Source organism: Actinomyces sp. oral taxon 175 str. F0384, from assembly GCF_000223355.1.
Lineage (GTDB): Bacteria > Actinomycetota > Actinomycetes > Actinomycetales > Actinomycetaceae > Actinomyces > Actinomyces oris.
Genome location: NZ_AFUR01000001.1, coordinates 96,445 through 115,360 on the forward strand (window position 1 = coordinate 96,445; position 18,916 = coordinate 115,360).

19 protein-coding genes and 1 tRNA gene are annotated in these 18,916 nt (G+C 68.1%); 14 read left to right on the plus strand and 6 right to left on the minus strand.

The features are described from left to right. Positions 1-170 precede the first annotated feature (170 nt). Positions 171-1,388, plus strand: coding sequence for an extracellular solute-binding protein (locus HMPREF9058_RS00390; protein ID WP_009406094.1), 1,218 nt, complete (start codon positions 171-173; stop codon positions 1,386-1,388). 305 nt (positions 1,389-1,693) lie between these two features. Here the strand turns inward: HMPREF9058_RS00390 and HMPREF9058_RS00395 are convergent. Next, positions 1,694-1,767, minus strand: a tRNA-Gly gene (locus HMPREF9058_RS00395). 167 nt (positions 1,768-1,934) lie between these two features. Between HMPREF9058_RS00395 and HMPREF9058_RS13685 the strand changes: the two genes are divergently transcribed. The 3 genes from HMPREF9058_RS13685 to HMPREF9058_RS00410 all read left to right on the plus strand — a co-directional run bounded on the left by HMPREF9058_RS13685 (position 1,935) and on the right by HMPREF9058_RS00410 (position 4,291). After that, a complete protein-coding gene (locus tag HMPREF9058_RS13685) occupies positions 1,935-2,453 on the plus strand; it encodes a TM2 domain-containing protein (protein WP_254654013.1) in 519 nt (172 codons plus the stop codon). A 78-nt stretch (positions 2,454-2,531) separates the two neighbouring features. Beyond that, positions 2,532-3,167, plus strand: coding sequence for a dCTP deaminase (dcd, locus tag HMPREF9058_RS00405; RefSeq protein ID WP_009406034.1), 636 nt, complete (start codon positions 2,532-2,534; stop codon positions 3,165-3,167). Beyond that, positions 3,164-4,291: a hypothetical protein gene (locus HMPREF9058_RS00410; protein ID WP_009405558.1), complete on the plus strand. Its 1,128-nt coding sequence runs from the start codon at positions 3,164-3,166 to the stop codon at positions 4,289-4,291. Before dcd ends, HMPREF9058_RS00410 begins: the two co-directional genes overlap by 4 nt. Positions 4,292-4,594: 303 nt before the next feature. Here the strand turns inward: HMPREF9058_RS00410 and HMPREF9058_RS00415 are convergent, their stop codons facing one another. After that, positions 4,595-5,437, minus strand: coding sequence for a 3'-5' exonuclease (locus tag HMPREF9058_RS00415; protein WP_009406430.1), 843 nt, complete (start codon positions 5,435-5,437; stop codon positions 4,595-4,597). Between the two features lie 233 nt (positions 5,438-5,670). On the opposite strand from HMPREF9058_RS00415, the gene HMPREF9058_RS00420 reads away from it, so the two are divergent. Beyond that, positions 5,671-6,522, plus strand: a complete 852-nt coding sequence (locus tag HMPREF9058_RS00420) for a serine hydrolase (protein ID WP_009747265.1) — start codon at positions 5,671-5,673, stop codon at positions 6,520-6,522. A gap of 62 nt (positions 6,523-6,584) precedes the next feature. On the opposite strand, the gene HMPREF9058_RS00425 is transcribed toward HMPREF9058_RS00420, so the two are convergent. The 4 genes from HMPREF9058_RS00425 to HMPREF9058_RS00440 form a co-directional block, all read right to left on the minus strand. Continuing rightward, complete coding sequence (locus HMPREF9058_RS00425) at positions 6,585-7,292, minus strand: hypothetical protein (protein WP_009405877.1); 708 nt, start codon at positions 7,290-7,292, stop codon at positions 6,585-6,587. Positions 7,293-7,576: 284 nt separating this feature from the next. Next, positions 7,577-8,320, minus strand: coding sequence for a hypothetical protein (locus HMPREF9058_RS00430; RefSeq protein ID WP_254654014.1), 744 nt, complete (start codon positions 8,318-8,320; stop codon positions 7,577-7,579). 145 nt (positions 8,321-8,465) lie between these two features. Further along, a complete protein-coding gene (locus HMPREF9058_RS00435) occupies positions 8,466-9,185 on the minus strand; it encodes a hypothetical protein (RefSeq protein WP_009747590.1) in 720 nt (239 codons plus the stop codon). A gap of 186 nt (positions 9,186-9,371) precedes the next feature. Next, on the minus strand, positions 9,372-10,181 hold the full coding sequence (locus tag HMPREF9058_RS00440; RefSeq protein ID WP_043537545.1) for an exodeoxyribonuclease III: 810 nt from the start codon (positions 10,179-10,181) through the stop codon (positions 9,372-9,374). Positions 10,182-10,245: 64 nt separating this feature from the next. On the opposite strand from HMPREF9058_RS00440, the gene HMPREF9058_RS00445 reads away from it, so the two are divergent. From HMPREF9058_RS00445 to HMPREF9058_RS00485, 9 genes are all read left to right on the plus strand, one after another. After that, positions 10,246-11,019, plus strand: coding sequence for an SDR family oxidoreductase (locus HMPREF9058_RS00445; protein ID WP_009406350.1), 774 nt, complete (start codon positions 10,246-10,248; stop codon positions 11,017-11,019). A 230-nt stretch (positions 11,020-11,249) separates the two neighbouring features. Continuing rightward, entirely contained in the window at positions 11,250-11,747 is a 498-nt protein-coding gene (tpx, locus tag HMPREF9058_RS00450; protein ID WP_043537690.1) for a thiol peroxidase, read from the plus strand. A 123-nt stretch (positions 11,748-11,870) separates the two neighbouring features. Further along, a complete protein-coding gene (gene pyrE / locus HMPREF9058_RS00455; RefSeq protein WP_009747411.1) occupies positions 11,871-12,440 on the plus strand; it encodes an orotate phosphoribosyltransferase in 570 nt (189 codons plus the stop codon). 98 nt (positions 12,441-12,538) lie between these two features. Beyond that, positions 12,539-13,192, plus strand: coding sequence for a TrmH family RNA methyltransferase (locus HMPREF9058_RS00460; RefSeq protein ID WP_254654074.1), 654 nt, complete (start codon positions 12,539-12,541; stop codon positions 13,190-13,192). A gap of 197 nt (positions 13,193-13,389) precedes the next feature. After that, positions 13,390-14,439 carry a class II fructose-bisphosphate aldolase gene (gene fbaA, locus HMPREF9058_RS00465; protein ID WP_009747394.1) on the plus strand — a complete coding sequence of 350 codons (1,050 nt, stop codon included), beginning with the start codon at positions 13,390-13,392 and terminating at the stop codon, positions 14,437-14,439. Between the two features lie 400 nt (positions 14,440-14,839). Continuing rightward, a complete protein-coding gene (locus HMPREF9058_RS00470) occupies positions 14,840-16,183 on the plus strand; it encodes an ABC transporter substrate-binding protein (RefSeq protein ID WP_009405466.1) in 1,344 nt (447 codons plus the stop codon). 191 nt (positions 16,184-16,374) lie between these two features. Continuing rightward, the gene (locus tag HMPREF9058_RS00475) at positions 16,375-17,220 is read left to right on the plus strand and encodes a carbohydrate ABC transporter permease (protein ID WP_009406368.1); all 846 of its coding nucleotides are present in this window, start codon (positions 16,375-16,377) and stop codon (positions 17,218-17,220) included. Beyond that, entirely contained in the window at positions 17,217-18,104 is an 888-nt protein-coding gene (locus HMPREF9058_RS00480; protein ID WP_009406407.1) for a carbohydrate ABC transporter permease, read from the plus strand. The genes HMPREF9058_RS00475 and HMPREF9058_RS00480 overlap by 4 nt, the downstream gene beginning before the upstream one ends. Before the next feature lie 112 nt (positions 18,105-18,216). Continuing rightward, positions 18,217-18,873 (plus strand): DUF624 domain-containing protein, encoded by a 657-nt coding sequence (locus HMPREF9058_RS00485; RefSeq protein ID WP_009405679.1) that lies wholly within the window; start codon positions 18,217-18,219, stop codon positions 18,871-18,873. Positions 18,874-18,916: the final 43 nt, after the last annotated feature.

Below are 18,916 nucleotides of genomic sequence, written 5' to 3' on the forward strand. Positions count from 1 at the left end.
GAGTCCGAGCTCGCCACCCACATGGCCTACGCTTCCTCCTGGCGACGCGGGGCCCGCAGTGCCCTCCCGCCGTCCCCGCCCGACGTCGCTCATCGCGAGCCCACAGGCGCCGTCGCGGCCCCGGGCTCATCCCGCTCCCGGGCACTCCGGGATTCCCTCTAGGAGAACACATGATGCTCACCCGCAGGACGTTCGCCCTGACCTCTCTGGGGCTGGCCGCCGCGGCCACCCTCGCCGCCTGCTCGTCGAAGTCGAAGGACGAGGCCACCGAGGAGGGCAAGATGGCGCTCATCGTCCCCGACGCGGGCGAGGCCGCCGCGGAGGCGCTGTCCAAGGCGGTGGAGGCATTCACCAAGGAGACCAAGGTGGAGGTGGACATCAAGCCCGTCTCCGACGTCTCCCAGGAGCTGGCCCGTGGGATCACGGCCGAGCCGAGCATCGACGTCGTCGTCCTCGACCCGGCCCAGCTGTCCAGCTACGCCGGTGCCCTGCACTCCTGGGACAGGGGGGCGGCCGCCGTCAAGGACGCGAACCCCGCGCTGCTGACCAGTGCCACCCGGCAGGAGAAGATCGCCGCGGCGCCCCGGGATGTCTCCACGCTCGCCCTGTACGTCAACACCTCGCTGTGGTCGGCCGCGGGCCTGAGCGACTCGGACTTCCCGACCAGCTGGGAGCAGCTCGACCAGGTGGCCGCCAAGCTCACCTCCGGCGGGGTCGTCGGCCTGACCCTCGATGCCTCCTACACGCGTGTGGGCGCCTTCCTCGTCCAGGGCGGTGGGGGACTGACCAGCGCCGACGGTACGAAGGCCACAGCCTCCTCGGAGGGCTCGGTGGCGGGCCTGACCCAGGTCAAGACGCTCCTGTCCTCCGGGTCGGCCGGCTGGGGCGCCGACCTGCCCGCCGGATCCGCCGCCGACGCCTTCGGCCAGGGGCAGGCCGCCATGGTGATCGAGACCGAGGCCCTGACCAAGACCCTGGCGGACACCTACTCGGGCATCTCCTACAAGGTGGTCGAGCTGCCGGCCGGCAGCGGCGGCAAGGGGACCCTGCAGTTCCCCACCTTCTACGGAGTCGTGGAGGCGTCCAAGCACAAGGCCGACGCCATCAAGCTCGTGGAGTACCTCACCGCTGCCGAGCGGCAGGTGGCCCTGGCCGGTGCGGCGGGCACGGTCCCCGCCGGCAAGTCCGCCGGCGAGACCTGGAAGGGCAAGCACGCCGACCAGGCGGCCTTCCTGGCCGGCGTCGAGTACTCCCAGCCCGTGCCCTCCGCCTCCGGCACCTCGGACGTCATCGCCACCTTCGACAACGAGCTGCCCGGGCTGGCCGGAGGCGACCCGGCCGCCATCCTGGGCAGCGCCCAGGTCAACCTGCAGGCCGTCCTGTCCTGACCCCTGGCCGGCAGGGCTGGCTGGCGCCGCTGGGGCCACTCCACGCGGTCGGGGACTTTCTCTTCCGGTCGGGGACATGTCACGCGTGCGGGGACGGGAATCCTGTCCCCGACGGCGTCGACTGTCCCCGGCCGGAAGGACACGCACTCGGCCGTACAGAAATGTCCCCGGCCGTGCAGCCCTGTTCTCGACGGCGTCGAATGCCCCCGGCCCCACAGGCTGCCACCCCGAGGCCGCCTCCGCGCGCGCCAACCAGGGCCGCGCAACAACGAGGGCCCGAACCGTGACGGTCCGGACCCTCGGGCTGGAGCGGGTGACGGGAATCGAACCCGCGCTGTCAGCTTGGGAAGCTGAAGTTCTACCATTGAACTACACCCGCGTGGCACCAGAGGACGTGCGTCCCAGGTGCGTGCGGAAGTCTAACCCAGACTCCGGCCGTCTACGCAAATTGGCCTGCGCAGGGGCCTCGCGAACCGCGTCGGCGACGCGTTTGCCCACTACACTCGCCAACGGATTCCCTGACGTCTTCATAGGTGTGATGAGCGCATGACCGATCCCTCCAACCCTCACGAGCCCACTGATCCGACTGGGCTCACGGCGAGTCCTTGGCCGGATGTGCCGGCGCTGCCCGCGGGGCCCGTCCCCACGGACTACCCGTCAGGTGGGTACCCGCCCTACGGCGGCCCCTACGCTCCCGGCGCCCAGCCGGGGTATGACCCGCAAGGCGCTTACGGGCCCCAGCCCGGATACAACGCGCCCCCTGGCTACAGTGCTCCTCCCGGCTACGGCCCCGTTCCCGCTTACGGTCCTCCCGGCTATCCGAGCAAGTCCAAGGTGGCCGCAGGCATCCTGGCGCTGTTCCTCGGCACCCTCGGGATCCACAACTTCTACCTGGGCTACACGGGCAAGGCTCTCTTCCAGCTCCTGGGCACGCTCTTGAGCTGCGGGATCCTGGCTCTTCCGATCGCCATCTGGGCCTTCATCGAGGGCATCCTCATCCTGGTGGCCCGCCCCGGCGAGGCGCCGTGGGGTGTTGACGCTTCCGGCGTGCCGCTGAGCAGCTGAGGCGCGGTAGGGGCCTCCCGGATCCCCGGGGCCGGAATCCGTGTGACGCCTCCGGGTGGACCTGGCACAATCGGGCCCGTGCTGCTCTCAGACCGCGATATCCGCACCGAGCTCGACGCCGGACGGGTCGTCCTCGACCCCTACGACCCCGAGATGATTCAGCCGGCCTCCATTGATGTGCGCCTGGACCGTTGGTTCCGTCTCTTCGACAACCACCGCTACCCGGTCATCGACCCGGCCGCCGACCAGGAGGGGCTGACCCACCTCGTCGACGTCGGGGCCGACGAGCCCTTCGTCCTGCACCCCGGGGAGTTCGTCCTGGGCGCCACCTATGAGCGCATCACCCTGCCCGACGACGTCGCCGCCCGTCTGGAGGGCAAGTCGAGCCTGGGGCGCCTGGGGCTGCTGACCCACTCCACCGCCGGATTCATCGACCCCGGCTTCACCGGTCACGTCACCCTGGAGCTGTCCAACACGGCCACCATGCCTATCAAGCTCTGGCCGGGGATGAAGGTGGGACAGCTGTGCTTCTTCCGCCTGTCCAGCCCGGCCCAGGCCCCCTACGGCTCGGGCGCCACCGGCTCGCGCTACCAGGGCCAGCGCGGACCGACGGCCTCCCGCTCCCACCAGTCCTTCCACCGCACCCGCATCCCCGACACCCCGGCGGCCCCCGCCGACGGCGCCGCTCCCATCTCCCAGGAGAAGCACCTATGAGCGACTCGACCGACTTCGCGGTCTCCCTGCCCACCGACACCGGCACCTTCACCGCCGCCTCCATGCTGCCGGTCGGGCTGCTGGACACCAACCACGTCCTGCTCCTGGCCGACGACGTCGCCCCCGACGAGGTGGAGGCCCTGGCCCTGTCCCAGGACATCCAGTCCGGCTGGGTGGGGGTCTCCAGCCTCCAGCTCTTCCCCGGGGTCTCCCTGCTGGGGCCCTGGAAGGTCGACGCCGAGATGCGTGGCCTCCTGGGTGCGCCGGAGTGGACCACGCAGCTGATGATCCTGGACTGCCCCCGCATCCGTGCCGGCGCCCTGCCGGCCGAGCTCGCCGGCCTGGATCCGCTCTCCGACGCCTTCCCCCATGCCCAGCCCACGGGGGCCGAGCTGGTGGCCCTCACGCGCCTGCGCGCCATCGCCCGCCGCCTGGCCGGGGCCCTGCGGCTCATCCCCGGAGGAGACAAAGAGGACCCGGTGCTGGTCGAGCCCAGCCCGGAGGTCTCGGCCTCCCTGACCGTCTACGCCCCGGTGTGGCTCGGCCCGGAGGACCTGGTGGCCGTCCTGCAGCCCGTGGCCCCCGAGGTGAGCGCCGCGCTGGAGGCGGTTCAGCCCCGCGGCGCCGTCGGGCTGGACGCCATCGACCCCGAGCAGCTGGAGAGCCTCGTCGAGCGTATCGGCCCGGATGTTTTCGAGAAGGCCTGGCGCGGCTCGGAGAAGGTCCGCCAGGACACGATGCGCCAGGAGATCGTCGCCGCCGCCACCGGTAATGTCATTGAGGAGGTGCGTGACGGCTACGCGGTCGTCACCCCGGTAGACCCCGAGCACGAGGGCTGGGGGCGCATCGAGGTGCGTGCCGGCGCCACCGATGGGCTGCCCCTGGCCGTGCGCGGCGAGCCGTGGGCGCGCGGGGCGGTTCTGTCCTACGACCTGCGCTGGATCCCGCAGGACCAGGCCGACGCCTACGCTGAAGTGGTCTCCCGCTCCCGGCGCCGCGAGCGGCAGACCGCCCGGGACCTGGTCGAGGAGCTCGCCACCGTCCTGGTGACCGCCGTCTCCGGGGTGGCCGTGGACGACGATGGATTCCTCGTCTCCCTGGGCGAGGACGCCGCCGAGGCCTGAGCGATCTCGCCAGAGGCGTGGGCGCCGCGCGGGTCCCTTGAGGGCGCCGTCGTCGTGACCTGCTGAGCGAGGGCCGGGTGCCAGTCGATGAGGCGTGGGGCGCCCCGAGCCGTGGGGCTGCGCCCGTGCGGACAGCCCCGGGGCGAGACGTCCCGTGCGATGTGGAGCAGCCGGCCGGGGCATGGTCGGCTGAATCGGGGACTGCGTTTCCCGCCCAGAACGTACTTCTCCTCCAGACGACTGAGGCCGTACCCCAGTCGTCTGGAGGAGAACGCAGTCCTCGTGGGAGAAGTAAGTCCCCGATCAGGAACGGAGCGGCGACACCCGCCCCGGTGGCCCTGATCCAGGGCGGGTCGGCCCCGCGGACTCGGGCTCGGGCCGGGCTCGCTCAGCACCGGGCGTGGTGCGCGCCGTGAGACGCTCGACGCCGGCCCGAGCCCTTGCCGCGTCCCAGTGCCAGCCGGTGAACCGGCGAGCCTCAACGAGCGAGCGGGCCCAAGCCACCGGCTCCTCGCCCCGCTGAGCCCCCACCGCCAGGTAGTGGCGCAGCAGGCCAGCAGCGGCCAGGGCGTCGTCGAGCGCATTGTGGTGGCGGCCGATCTCCACCCCGGCCACCTCGCAGCAGGTGGTCAGCCGGCGCGACGGCGTCGTCATGAAATGGCGCGCCCACTCCATCGTGCACACCCGCGGCACCCGCGCGCCCCGGTCGAGCAGCCCCCGCGTTCCCAGCGCCTGGGTGAGGAATCCGACGTCGAAGCGGGCGTTGTGGGCCACCACCGCCCTCCCGGCCAGGTCGGCCGCCAGCAGGTCGGCGACCTCATCGAAGCCGGGCGCCCCGATGAGCTCCTCGGCGACAAGACCGTGGATATGGGTGGGGCCCACGTCCACACCCGCGCCGGGGTCGATGAGCGTGGACCAGCTGCGCTCGACGCGCCCGGCGGCGTCGGTCAGTACGAGCGCGACCTCCAGGATCGAGTCCGTTGTGGGGGACAGACCGGTGGTCTCCAAGTCGACGACGGCGTAGCCGACCCCGGTTGCTTCGGCCAGCTCCGCGGGTGTGGGAGTGGCGGCCGCCTGGCCGGGGGCCATGGGGGAGCGGGGGCGCAGCGGGCCGCGGTCGGCGGGTGGGCGGTGGTAGAAGGGCATCGCCCCGATCCTCTCGCGAGCCGGCAGGTTTCGCCCAGTCACGGCGCGTCGGGTCGTGGCCGGGGTGCTCCGGGCCGGCTGTGGGCCGGCCCGGGTGGCTCCGGGCGGCCGGCGCTCGCGGCCGTGCCCTACGGTTCGCCGATGGAGGTCGGGGTCGGCCCCCGGGCGTAAGGTACGGTCGCGAGGGCGCTCGGCCGGCCGCGTCGAGAGCCGATCCCAGGTGAGGAGGAGCGATGACCAACCCGGATACCCCTCAGGTGCCGGCCCCTGCCCTGCCGGCGCTGGCCGCCTTCCCCTTCCCGACCGCCCTCGTCGTGACCGGCAGCTCCGCCGCCGGTGAGGGCGTGCTCCTCGAGGCCGGGGACGTCGATGAGGTCTTCCCCTTCGCCTCGGTGACCAAGCCGATCGTTGTCTGGGCGGCCCTGGTCGCCGTCGACCGGGGACTGCTGGACCTGGGGGCCCCCGCCGGTTCGCCCGCGCCCGACGGCGCGACCATCGAGAACCTGCTGTCCCACTCCTCGGGGATCGCGGCCGACTCCGACGAGCGCCTGGCGGCCCCGGGCACGCGCCGCATCTACTCCAACCGCGGCATCGAGATCCTGGGGGAGCGGCTCGAGGAGGCCACGGGCACGCCCCTGGAGACCTGGGTGGAGACCACCGTGCTCGAGCCCCTGGGGATGGCCAGTGTCCTCATCCCCGGATCCCCCGCCCACTCCGGGGAGGGCAGCGCCCGCGACCTGTCCCTGTTCGCCCGCGAGCTGGCCGCGCCGAGGCTCGTCTCGCCCGCGCTCGCGCAGCGAGCCCGCACGCCGGTCCTGCCCGGCCTCGACGGCGTCCTACCCGGGTACGGACGACAGACCCCCAACCCCTTCGGGCTGGGGGTGGAGGTGCGCGGAGCCAAGTCCCCGCACTGGACCGGGGCCGGCAACAGCGAGCAGACCTTCGGGCACTTCGGCCAGTCGGGCTCCTTCATCTGGGTCGATCCGGTCGCCGAGCGCCAGGCCGTCTTCCTGGGGGCCGAGCCCTTCGGGGCGGTTCACCGGCGGACATGGTCCGAGCTCGGCGACCAGATCCTGGCCGTGTAGGCCTTGTAGACCCTGTCGTTCGTGGAGGGCAGGCGCGCCGGTGACGGCGGCCTGCCGACCTGTTACTCGGCCTTGACGTTGAGGATGACGCCGATAGTGCTGTCGTCGATCTGCGGCATCTCCTGCTTTTGGTCGAGAGCCTTGAAGGTGATCTTCAGGGCGTTGACGTTCGCGGCCTTGACCTCGAAGGCGTGGGCGTCGTTGAAGGGGACGTCGACTGTCTCGATCTCCTTGCCGTCGGCGAAGATTGCGACCCTCACGATGAGGTCGGAGCTCTGGGAGTCATTGGCCTGGCCGGCGGTGAAGGTGACCTTCTGGAACTTGTTGGCCAGACGCAGCTCGATCTCGTCGTCGTTCTGCCAGTCGAGCTTGGTGCCGATGCCCATGGTGTTGGTGGTGGAGGCGACGTCGTAGCGCTTCTCCTGCCAGCCACTCGTCACTGGCGGCTTCTGGAAGTCGGAGAGCCTGAGCTCGCGTCCCTTGCTGTTCTCGGGGGTGAGCCCGTTGGTGGTGGCCTCGGCTGAGGCGGAGGGGTCCTCCGACGCGGTGGCTGACGCCATATCTGTGGCGCTGTCGGTGGCGGAGGCCGATGCGGACGGAGATGGAGTGGGAGAGGGGGTGGATGAAGGGGTGGCGGCGCTCGTCTCTGTGGTGGGGGATGCGTCCTGAGAGGCGAAGGGCAGGCTGCCGCAGGCGGCCAGGGACAGGGCGGTGATGGGAAGAAGGGTGGCGGCGATTCGACGCGCGGGGGAGAGTTTCGAGTAGCTCATGGCGCGAGAATAGCGGCGCCGAGATATGGGCTTCGGTGTGATGTCAAAAACCGATATGGGAAGAGCGTGGGCACAGCATATTTCGACCGCTCGAGCGAATAGTATTGATGAGAGGCAGCCATATGGAGAGAATCTAGGAGAAACTGTATCTGCGGGCGAATACTTATGCTCTCTTGAGGTCTGTTCTCGGGGGTTCCTCTCCGGAGTGGAGAGGCGCCTCGTTGGGGCTTTGGTCTCAGGTGCCTGGATTGTCCGGCTGGGCTGTCCGGTTGGTGAACGTATGGTCAGTTCTGCTTGATAGGGAGAGTGGCGTTCTCAAGATCGCGGACTGAGGCAGTCAGCCTGTCAGTACTCACCTGCACCTCCGCCCGGCAGACGATCCGGTGGTCTCTGGGCTGTCGAGTCACCCGAATGCTGTGGTCGACGGGGCGTCCGGAGAAGTCCTCGTACTTCTTGTTGCAGTTGACCTCCTCGGGTGCGTCGTAGAACTCCTCTGAGGCGTGCTCGGCGTCGCAGGAGGTCGCCTGCCCCTGGCGGGAGAAGCACCGGCGGAACTCGCCACCGTCCTTGTATCCGTTGTGGTCGTTGTCGGAGACCCAGATGTCCTTGAGCGGAGCGTTCGGCATTCCCGACGGCCTCTCGACGACACACCGGTCCTCCGCGTTCTCAAGAGGCTTGACGTCGAGGCCTGAGGCGAGGAGGTCGACGCCGGGGGTGCCTCCCATGTAGAGGATGAGCGCACTTGCGTCGCAGGAAGAGCCGGCCGGCTTGGCGAACACCTCCCGCGAGTGCCGTGAGTCGCACGGCGTCGGTGTGTTGCCGTCGTAGCAGCCCGATGCTGGTGAGGTTGTCTGCGAGGATTCCTCGTCGGCTGTAGCGGAGTGAGTCTCTAGGGTGGGTGAGGGAGAGGGCGGCTCGGAGGGCGAGCGATGGAAGGACGTAGGTGAGGACTGCCCTCTGAGCTTGTCGATCAGAGCGTAGGTTTCATTGGTGGCTCCAGGAAGCGTTGCCACCAACGTCAGTGTCATGAGAACAAGACTCAGCACTGCCGTAATGGGCTGCCAGTGGTTGCGTAAAATTCCTAGCCAGCCGGCGGGCTGTCTCTTCTTTTGCTTACCAGTGGTGTTGGAGGGGCGTTGCTGGATGTACTTCACAATACGTCCGTATTCCTCGTTACTCGAGCCTCATATCGAACATGACGGCAGTGAGGGACCTGGAGCCGTTGTACTTGTGTCCTTCTCGATCTAACGGAATGAGGTCGATCTTGAGTGCGTTGGTGTTAGTGACGTCTATTTCGAAGGGCTTGATCTCATTGAAGGGGATATCGATGAACTGGTCACTCTTTCCGTCCCGGTACACCTCGACTCTGAGGGTGAGGTCGGAGGATTCTGAGTTATTGTCCTGTCCGGCGTTGAAGGTGAGCTTGCGGAACCGGTTCTCCAGTCGGAGCTCGGCCTCGACGCCGTCGCTGTCTCTCAAACGCGCACCAATTCCCTTCTTCTTACTAATGGTGGCCACGTTGTAGAGATCTTCTTTCAGGGAGAGCGGGGGGTTGAACAAGTCGCCTCGAGTGAGGTCGCGTCCCTGGGTGTTGGTGAGGGTTCCGTCCTCGGCCGATGAGGTGGAGGGAGTGACGTCGTCGGCGCCGTGCGTGGGTGGCGTCGACGGATCGCTCGCTGTAGGAGTGGCCGTTGTGGAGGGGGAGCTGCTCGGTGTCGGTGTCTCCGTGGGGGATGGGGAGGAGGGAGAGCCTCCGGGTTGTGGGGCGGCTGGCGGCTGTGTGCTGGGTTCGGAGGTGGCCTGCTTCCCCGAGCATGCCGTCAACGCCAGGGCGGTCAGGGAGGAGAGGGTGAGAGCTGTGCGCCGACTGACCGGCCTGGTCGTATATTTCATACGGACATAATATGTCCGACATGTCGAGGTTCAGAGGGTAGTGGAGTTTAATTTCTACACAAATATTTACGGAATAATCTGGCTGGATTCCTGATTGTCTTTCGCCGGCTGGAGTCGCAGGTCTCCGGCGGTGCGTTGCCGGCCTCGTGCCCGCCTCCCGGCCGGAGCTCCGGCTGCGGCTCGGCCTCAGCTGACCTCGACGATGACGGGGACGTGGTCGGAGGCGCCCTTGCCCTTGCGCTCGTCGCGGTCGATGGCGGCGCCGGTGACGCGGCCCGCCAGGGCCGGCGAGGCATAGACGAAGTCAATGCGCATCCCCTCGTTCCTCGGGAAGCGCAGCTTCTGGTAGTCCCAGTACGTGTAGTTGGTGACCCGTTCGCGCGTGACCTCACTCATGCCCGCCTCGGCGAAGGCGGCGAAGGCCTCGCGCTCCGGCTCCGAGACGTGGGTGGCGCCCTCGAAGACGCTCATGTCCCACACGTCCTCGTCTCGGGGCGCCACGTTCCAGTCGCCCACCAGCGCCAGTGGCAGGTCGGGGTCGGCCTCGAGCCAGGCGGCGACGTCGTCGCGCAGCACCCGCAGCCAGTCGAGCTTGTACGTGTAGTGCGGGTGGGTGAGCTCGCGACCGTTGGGCACGTACAGGCTCCACAGACGCACCGGCGCCGCATCCGAGGCCGCACCCACCGTTGCCCCGAGCGCCCGGGCCTCGACGACCGGCTCGGCCTCGGGCTTGGCCGCCCAGGCGGGCTGGCCCGGGAAGGAGGTGGTGACGTCGTCGAGGCCCACGCGTGAGGCGATCGCCACCCCGTTCCACTGGTTGAGCCCGTGGATGGCCAGCTCGTAGCCGGCGGCCTCGAAGGGCTCGACCGGGAACTGGTCGGGGCGGCACTTGATCTCCTGCATCGCCAGGGCATCGATGTCCTCACGCTCCAGGAAGGCCAGGACGCGGTCGACGCGGGTGCGGATGGAGTTGACGTTCCAGGTGGCCAGGCGCATGGCAGCAGAGTAGCCGGTGTCTGATTCCCATTGAGCACTCACCAATCGCTCGTAGTCTGCGGCCATGGGAATAGCACTTGTCACCGGGGCCACGAGCGGTCTCGGCCTGGAGATCGCCTGGCAGCTCGCCCAGGCCCGTCATGACCTCGTCCTCGTGGCGCGCACCCCCGAGCGGCTGCGGGTGGTGGCCGAGGAGATGCGCCAGTTCGCAGGCGTCCAGGTGGAGACTCTGCAGGCCGACCTGTCCAAGCGCGATGAGCTTGAGCGTGTCGCCGAGCGCCTGCAGGAGACGAGCAAGCCCGTGGGACTCCTGGTCAACAACGCCGGCTTCGGGCTGGGGCAGCGCTTCGTCGGGGGAGACCTGGCCCGCGAGGAGGATGCCCTCAACGTCATGGTCCGAGCGGTCATGGTGGCCTCCCACGCGGCGGCCGGCGCCATGGTGGAGCGCGGCCGCGGCGCCATTCTCAACGTCTCCTCCATGACCGCGCACACCGCCATGGGTACCTATGCGGCCCACAAGGCCTGGGTGCTGCGCTTCACCGAGGGGCTGGCCGCCGAGCTCGCCGGCACCGGGGTGAGCGCCACGGCGCTGTGCCCGGGGCTGGTGCACACCGGTTTCCACGCCGCGGCCGGCATCGACGAGACCCAGTGGAAGGAGCCGCTGTGGTTGGACGCCGAACGAGTGGCCATCGACGCTCTGGCGGCGGTGCGGCGCGGCCAGGTCATCTGCACCCCGAGCCTGCGCTACCGCAGTGCGAACGCCGTGCTGCGGCTGGCGCCCCGCTGGTTCGTGCGCCGAGTGGTCGGGCCGGAACGCTCCGGCCAGGGGCGCGACTGAGGCCGTCGGGGCTCGCCGGCGGCGCAAAGTGTCACAGATGGCGACTATTCGGGAGCGATCGCCGTTGCTGTCGACCTTCCCAAGGCGCTGACCAGCGCAGACGCGGCGAGGTTGGCGGATACTGGCGGATACTGCCTCCTAAAAGTCGCCAATCGTGACAGAGTCGCGGAATCGCCCAGGGCTGAGCGCCCCCGCTGGCCAGGGGCGCCGTGACCTGCAACGATCGCACCATGGCTTCTATTACCTTCCACGGAGACCCCGTTAGCACCGTCGGCGAGCTGCCCGCTGTGGGCGCGGCCGCGCCCGCCTTCGACCTCGTGGGCGCTGACCTCGCCCCGGTCACCAGCCAGTCCCTGGCCGGCCGCCGCGTGGTCCTCAACATCTTCCCCTCGGTGGACACCGGGGTGTGCGCCGCCTCCGTGCGTCAGTTCAACAAGCTGGCCTCCGAGCTGGACAACACGACCGTGGTCTGCGTCTCCGCCGACCTGCCCTTCGCCGGAGCCCGCTTCTGCGGCGCCGAGGGCCTCACCAACGTGGTCACCGGCTCGACCTTCCGCTCCACCTTCGGCGCCGACTACGGCGTCACCCTGGCCGACGGCCCGCTGGCCGGCTTGCTGTCGCGCGCTGTCGTGGTCCTCGATGAGTCCGGCAAGGTCGTCTACACCGAGCAGGTCCCCGAGGTCGGCCAGGAGCCCGACTACGACGCCGCCGTGGCCGCCCTGTCCTGACTCCTTCTTCCGCTGAGCCGCCAGGAGCCCGCCCCGTCCGCACCGCGCGGGCAAGGGCGGGTTCCTGTCCGCAGTGGGTGTCTACCCGGCGCGCAGCCCCCGAGTCCCACTACCATCGGAGCCGTGAGCACCAACGACTCCCACATCACCCGCCTGGCCGAGCTCGTCAACGAGCTGTCCGTCGTCCGCGGCAAGGTCACCCTCGCCTCCGGCCTCGAGTCCGACTTCTACGTGGACATGCGCCGCGCCACCCTCCATCACGAGGCCGCCCCCCTCATCGGCCACGTCATGCTCGACCTCCTCGAGGAGGCGGGCCTGGGCACCGACGAGATCGACGCCGTCGGCGGCCTGACCATGGGGGCCGACCCCGTGGCCGCCGCCATGCTGCACGCCGCGGCCTCGCGTGGCCTGGACCTGGACGCCTTCGTCGTGCGCAAGGCCGCCAAGGACCACGGCATGCGCCGGCGCATCGAGGGACCCGACGTCGCTGGGCGCCGCGTGGTGGTCCTGGAGGACACCTCCACCACCGGCGGCTCACCCCTGGAGGCCGTCGAGGCCCTGCGCGAGGCGGGTGCCGACGTGCGGGCCGTGGCCGTCATCGTGGACCGGGCCACCGGCGCGCGCGAGCGCATCGAGGCCGCCGGCCTGCCCTACTACGCGGCGCTCGGTCTGGCCGACCTCGGCCTGGAGTGAGCAACCGACGACGCCAGCAGGCGGGCGGGGCGGAGCCGGCGGCTCCCGCCGACCTGCCTGAGGGGGAGCACCTGTCCGCGGCGCCCTCAGCAGATTCTGTGGCGGGTCCGGAGGCGGACCGGCCGGCCGACGTCCGCCAGGTCGGCGTCGGCCCCTGGCCTGGCGGCCCCGAGGCCTGGCCCACCGACCTCCGCTACGACCGCGAGCTGCTCGCCGACGGCGACAGGCGCAATGTCGTCGACCGCTACCGCTACTGGACCATCGCGGCCATCCGCGCCGACCTGGCCGCCCGTGCCCACCGGCTGCACATCGCCATCGAGAACGTCAGCCAGGACCTCAACATCGGCTCCATCGTGCGCAGTGCCAACGCCTTCAACGTGGCCGGCGTCCACATCATCGGCCGACGCCGCTGGAACAAGCGCGGCGCCATGGTCACCAATCGCTACCTGGACGTGCGCCACCACCCCGAGCCCGGCGAGCTGCTCGCCTGGGCGCGGGCCGAGGGCTATGAGGTCATCGGCATCGACAACGGCCCCGGGGCCCAGCCCCTGGAGGCCGCCGACCTGCCCGAGCGCTGCCTCATGGTCTTCGGCTCCGAGGGGGAGGGCATCAGCCCCGAGCTGAGCGCCGGCTGCTCCCGGCTGCTGCGCATCGGTCAGTACGGCTCCACCCGATCCATCAACGTGGCGGCCGCCGCGGCCGTGGCCATGCACACCTGGATCCTCCAGCACGCGGGGCCGGCGCCCGACTGACCCGGGGCCGTCGCGGCCCGCTGGGACGGCCCGCCCCGTGGGAGGCGGGGCCAAACCGCCCCTGAACAGAGGCCATGCTGCCGGACTGCTGCTTGGCCGGCGCCCGACCTGGGACCATGATCCGGTTCACGTGGCCTCGAAATCGTGGAACAATCGGCCCCGCACCACTGACTCATACAGACATCAGGAGGCACCCAGTGGCCATTGCAACCCCGGAGTCCTACGCCGACATGCTTGACCGCGCGAAGGCCGGCAAGTACGCCATCCCCGCGATCAACGTCACCTCGTCCCAGACTCTGTCCGCGGCCCTCAAGGGCTTCGCCGACGCCGAGTCCGACGGCATCGTCCAGATCTCCAACGGTGGTGCCGCCTACTGGTCCGGTTCCTCGCGCCTCGACCGCGTCAAGGGCTCGATCGCCTTCACCGCCTACGCCCGCGCCGTGGGTGACCTCTACCCCGTCACCATTGGTCTGCACACCGACCACTGCCCCAAGAAGCTCCTGGCCGACTGGATCCACCCGCTCCTGGAGATCGAGGCCGAGCAGGTCAAGAACGGTGAGCTGCCGATGTTCAACTCCCACATGTGGGACGGCTCCGCCGAGGCTCTCGACGACAACATCGAGATCGCCGTCGACATGCTCAAGCGCGCCAAGGCCGCCAACGTCGTCCTCGAGATCGAGATCGGTGCCGTGGGTGGCGAGGAAGACGGCATCAAGGGTGAGGAGAACGCCAACCTCTACACCACCGCCGACGACGCCTGGAAGGCCATCGAGGCCCTCGGCCTGGGTGAGAACGGCCGCTACATCACCGCTCTGACCTTCGGTAACGTGCACGGCTCCTACAAGCCCGGCCACGTCAAGCTCCGCCCGGAGATCCTCGGCGAGATCCAGGAGGACGTGGCCAAGCGCCTCGGTGACCGCCTGTCCTCCAAGGTCGGCGACAAGAGCTCGCCCTTCGACCTGGTCATGCACGGTGGCTCCGGCTCCACCGACGAGGAGATCGCCACCGCGGTGCGCAACGGCGTCATCAAGATGAACGTCGACACCGACACCCAGTACGCCTACACCCGCCCGGTCGCCGGCTGGATGTACACCAACTACGAGGGTGTCCTCAAGATCGACGGCGAGGTCGGCAACAAGAAGCAGTACGACCCGCGCGCCTGGGGCAAGGCCGCTGAGGAGGGCATGGCCGCCCGCGTCGTCGAGGCCTGCGAGCGCCTCGGCTCCGTCGGCTCCGCCCGCAAGTGAGTCCCCACCCCGCACAGGGGTGAACGGCGACTGATCGCTGTACGTGGCCCCGGTACCCATGCGGTGCCGGGGCCACGTCCTGCTTGTGCAGGGGGTGGTGGGAAGGTTCTCGACGACGAACTGACCGATCGTTGCATAGTTGCAGAAGGTGTCGGTGAAGGAAGCGCCTATCGGAGTAAGGAGTGGAATCTTTGGCCTGCCAAGGAAAACAGGGTGTCGCACGAAAGATCCCAAACTGAGACCCAGGCCACTGATTGCAAACCTTGCAGCAATGCGGGCCGAAATGTGCCATGATAGGTCGTCGCCGTTGAACCGACGGCTCCGCCGCCGGCGACACGGCAGTCGCGCCTTGCGGACGCCTCTGTCCGCGCCTGTCCCATGCGTCCAAAGGAGGACCCCAATGCGACTCATCTCCCGCCGCTCCATGCTCGGTGGAACCGCTGCGATCGCTGTCGCCGCGACCCTGGCGGCCTGCTCGAAGGGCTCGTCCGGATCCGATGGCGCCGGTGGCGTCTACTTCCTCAACTTCAAGCCCGAGGCGGAGCAGGGGTTCAAGGAGGTCGCGGCCGCCTACACCAAGAAGACCGGTGTGAACGTCAAGGTCGTCACCGCTGCTTCCGGCACCTACGAGCAGACCCTCAAGACGGAGATCGCGAAGTCCAACCCGCCCACGCTGTTCAACCTCAACGGCCCCGTGGGATACGGCAACTGGAAGGACTACGCCTCCGACCTGTCCGACGCCGAGTTCACCAAGCAGCTGACCGATGAGTCCCTGGCCCTCAAGGGCGACGAGGGCAAGGTCGTGGGTGTGCCGCTGGCCATCGAGGGCTACGGCATCGTCTACAACGCCGCCATCCTCAAGAAGTACTTCGCCATGGAGGGTGCCAAGGCCACTGCCGTCGATCAGATCAAGGGCTTCGACAAGCTCAAGGAGGTCGTTGAGGACATGCAGGCCAAGAAGGCCGAGCTCGGTATCGAAGGCGTCTTCGCGGCCACCTCCTTCGCCCCCGGAGAGGACTGGCGCTGGCAGACCCACCTGGCCAACTACCCGGTCTACTACGAGTACCGCGACGCCAAGGTCGACAACCTCGACGAGATCAAGCTGACCTACTCGGAGAACTACAAGCAGATCTTCGACCTCTACCTCAAGAACTCCACGGTGCCGGCCGAGCAGACCGGGGCCAAGAGCGTCAAGGACTCCATGTCGGAGTTCGCCGTCGGTAAGGCCGCCATGGTCCAGAACGGAAACTGGGCATGGTCGCAGGTCGAGAGCGAGTCGGGCAACGTCGTCAAGAAGGAGGACATCCACTTCCTGCCGATCTACATCGGCGTCTCCGGCGAGGACAAGTCCAACATCGCCGTCGGCACCGAGAACTACCTGACGGTCAACTCCGAGGCCGCCGAGGGCGACCAGAAGGCTACCAAGGACTTCCTCACCTGGCTGTTCACCGACGCCGAGGGCTCCAAGATGGCCGCCGAGAAGCTCAGCATCATCGCGCCCTACAAGGCATACGCCGAGCTGGCCCCCTCCGACCCGCTGGGCAAGGAGGTCTCCGAGGCCATCAACAACAAGGACCTCACGCCCGTCAAGTGGGTCTTCCCGACCTTCCCGAGCCAGGACTTCAAGAACCAGCTCGGCCAGCACCTGGCTCAGTACGCCACCGGCAAGGAGGACTGGGCGAAGGTCAAGGACTTCTTCGTCTCCGACTGGGCGACGGAGAAGAAGGAGGCCAAGGAGGGCTGACGCCGTCGAGTCGCGTCAGCCGGTCCAGGCCCGCCTGAGCCTGTCGACGACGGCATGACGACGACTCATCTCCCCAACCCCTCTCCTGTCGGGGCGGCACGCCCGAGCAGCTCGTTTTGCGCGATGCCGCCCCGGTGGGAACCCTCCGGTACCCGCGGCCCGGCGGGTGCCGGTCTCACCTCGAGGTAGTTATGACCAAGGCACTGAAAAAGTTCTTCCCAGTTTTTGCAGGGCCGACCCTGTTGGCCTTCATGATCGCGTTCATCGTCCCCTTCTTCATGGGGCTCTATCTCTCCTTCACCAAGTTCAGCACCCTCACCAACGTTCGGTTCGTGGGCACTGACAACTACGTCAGGGCGTTCAGTGAGAGGAGCCACTTCCTTCCCGCGCTGGGGTTCACTGCGCTCGTGTCGATCATCTCGATCATCACGGTGAACCTGGGTGCCTTCGCCCTGGCATACATCCTGACCCGCAAGCTGCGCGGTACCAACTTCTTCCGCGCGGTCTTCTTCATGCCCAACCTCATCGGCGGCATCGTCCTGGGCTTCACCTGGCAGGTGATGCTCAATGCGATTCTCCAGCGCTGGGGTCAGACGATCGTCAATGACTGGCGACTGGGACTGGCTGGCCTGGTCATGCTCGTCAACTGGCAGCTCATGGGCTACATGATGGTCATCTACATCGCCGGCCTTCAGAACGTGCCGCCCGAGCTCATCGAGGCCTCGCAGATCGACGGCGCCAGCAAGTGGCAGACGCTGCGCAACGTGACGCTGCCGATGATCATGCCCTCGATCACCATCTGTCTGTTCCTCACTCTGGCCAACACCTTCAAGATGTACGACCAGAACCTCGCCCTGACCAACGGTAATCCTGCCAAGCAGACCGAAATGGCGGCTCTCAACATCGTCAACACGATGTACGTGAAGAATCATCAGGAGGGTGTGGCCCAGGCCGAGGCCGTCATTTTCTTCCTCATTGTTGCCGCCATCGCGCTCATCCAGCTGCGCGCCACTCGTTCCAAGGAGGTCGACGCATGAGCGCTGCCGTCCAGACAAAGACATCTGAAGCTGCTCTCGAGAAGGCTGCTCGGCGCAGTACCGGCCAGAACGTCCTGTTCGGTCTGCTGATCGTCCTCGTCCTCGTGTGGGTGATCCCCCTCGTCTTTGTTCTTGTCAACTCTTTCAAGGGGAACATCTTCATCTCCAACGAGCCCTTTAGCCTGCCGACATCGAAGAGTTCGGTCGGCCTGGGCAACTACGCCACCGGCCTGGCCCTGTCGGGCTTCGCCAGCGCCATGGGCTGGTCGCTGTTCATCACCGTGGGTTCTGTCGTCGTCATCGTGTTCCTCACGGCGATGACCGCCTACTACATCACCCGCATCAAGACGTGGTGGACCGCCATGATCTACTACGCCTTCGCCTTCTCCATGATCGCTCCCTTCCAGATGGTCATGTTCCCCACCGTCAAGGTGGCCGACATGCTCGGCCTGGCCACTCCCTGGGGCATGATCGTCCTCTACCTCGGTTTCGGTGGGGGGCTGTCGGTGTTCCTGTTCGCCGGCTTCATCAAGTCGATCCCCCTGGAGATCGAGGAGGCCGCCTACATGGACGGCTGCTCGCCGCTGCAGACCTACTTCAAGGTGGTCATGCCGCTGCTCAAGCCGACGGCGGTCACGGTGGCGATCCTCAACGCCATGTGGGTGTGGAACGACTTCCTCCTGCCCAACCTCGTCATCGGCCAGGACGAGCGCTACAAGACGATTCCGATCGTCATCCAGGCCCTGACGGGATCCAACGGAAACAAGGACCTCGGTGCCCAGATGGCCATGCTCGTCTTCGCCATCGTCCCGATCGTCGCCTTCTACCTCTTCGGCCAGAAGCACATCATCGAGGGTGTGGCCGCAGGAGCGGTCAAGGGCTGATACCCCCTCACGAGTCCTGATACGGGCGGTTCTCAAGGCCCCACTGCCGGCCTTGAGAACCGCCCGTATCATGTCCACCTGTTACTGCTCGAGTCCCCACGAAGGAGCCCCTGTGGCGCTGTTCCCCGGCCCTGACAGCCCGGCCTACCGGGCCTGGTCCGCAGCGGCGGATGTCGTCATCCTCAACGTCCTCACCCTGGCGGGCTGCCTGCCGGTGGTGACGGCGGGCGCCTCCCTGACGGCCTGCGCCCGGGTGGCCGGTGAGATGGTGGCCGACGACGATCCGGCGGTCATGAGCACCTGGTGGCGCTCCTTCCGTCTCAACCTGCGCCAGTCCCTGGCCTGGTGGCTGCCAGTACTCGTCCTGGTGGCCCTGAGTACCTGGGAGTACTTGCTCCTGTCCGACTCCTCCCTGGGGGAGCACAACGGCGGAGTGAGCGGTTCACTGTCCGGGCTGGTGCTGGCCGGGGAAGTGCTCCTGGCCGCGATCCTCGTCTGGCTGCTGCCGCTGGCCGCCTTCTTCGACGCCCCGGTCCACCGCCACCTGTCCAATGCGCTTCGTCTCGCGGTGGGGCGTCTTGGAGTCACCGTGCTCGCTCTGGTGATCGTGGCGGCGCCTGCGATCGTCTTCTGGGGGCTGGCGGCCTCGCGGGCCGCGGTCACCTGGTTCATGGTTCTTCTCGGGCCGGCTTTCCAGACCTACCTCATCGCTCTTCTGCAGCGCTCCACCATGGTGGCGCTCCGCGGTGCTTCGACGTCGGAGCCCTGAAGGGTGCGAACACGTTGTCGGTGAGTGCAACGTCCCCACTGTG

What these genes read in the sequence shown, in the direction of transcription:
- HMPREF9058_RS00390 (WP_009406094.1), top strand. Translation starts at nt 171, where the DNA reads ATGATGCTCACCCGCAGGACGTTCGCCCTGACCTCTCTGGGGCTGGCC.
- HMPREF9058_RS13685 (WP_254654013.1), top strand. Translation starts at nt 1,935, where the DNA reads ATGACCGATCCCTCCAACCCTCACGAGCCCACTGATCCGACTGGGCTC.
- HMPREF9058_RS00410 (WP_009405558.1), top strand. Translation starts at nt 3,164, where the DNA reads ATGAGCGACTCGACCGACTTCGCGGTCTCCCTGCCCACCGACACCGGC.
- HMPREF9058_RS00415 (WP_009406430.1), bottom strand. Translation starts at nt 5,437, where the DNA reads ATGCCCTTCTACCACCGCCCACCCGCCGACCGCGGCCCGCTGCGCCCC.
- HMPREF9058_RS00420 (WP_009747265.1), top strand. Translation starts at nt 5,671, where the DNA reads ATGACCAACCCGGATACCCCTCAGGTGCCGGCCCCTGCCCTGCCGGCG.
- HMPREF9058_RS00425 (WP_009405877.1), bottom strand. Translation starts at nt 7,292, where the DNA reads ATGAGCTACTCGAAACTCTCCCCCGCGCGTCGAATCGCCGCCACCCTT.
- HMPREF9058_RS00430 (WP_254654014.1), bottom strand. Translation starts at nt 8,320, where the DNA reads ATGACACTGACGTTGGTGGCAACGCTTCCTGGAGCCACCAATGAAACC.
- HMPREF9058_RS00435 (WP_009747590.1), bottom strand. Translation starts at nt 9,185, where the DNA reads ATGAAATATACGACCAGGCCGGTCAGTCGGCGCACAGCTCTCACCCTC.
- HMPREF9058_RS00440 (WP_043537545.1), bottom strand. Translation starts at nt 10,181, where the DNA reads ATGCGCCTGGCCACCTGGAACGTCAACTCCATCCGCACCCGCGTCGAC.
- HMPREF9058_RS00445 (WP_009406350.1), top strand. Translation starts at nt 10,246, where the DNA reads ATGGGAATAGCACTTGTCACCGGGGCCACGAGCGGTCTCGGCCTGGAG.
- tpx (WP_043537690.1), top strand. Translation starts at nt 11,250, where the DNA reads ATGGCTTCTATTACCTTCCACGGAGACCCCGTTAGCACCGTCGGCGAG.
- HMPREF9058_RS00470 (WP_009405466.1), top strand. Translation starts at nt 14,840, where the DNA reads ATGCGACTCATCTCCCGCCGCTCCATGCTCGGTGGAACCGCTGCGATC.
- HMPREF9058_RS00475 (WP_009406368.1), top strand. Translation starts at nt 16,375, where the DNA reads ATGACCAAGGCACTGAAAAAGTTCTTCCCAGTTTTTGCAGGGCCGACC.
- HMPREF9058_RS00480 (WP_009406407.1), top strand. Translation starts at nt 17,217, where the DNA reads ATGAGCGCTGCCGTCCAGACAAAGACATCTGAAGCTGCTCTCGAGAAG.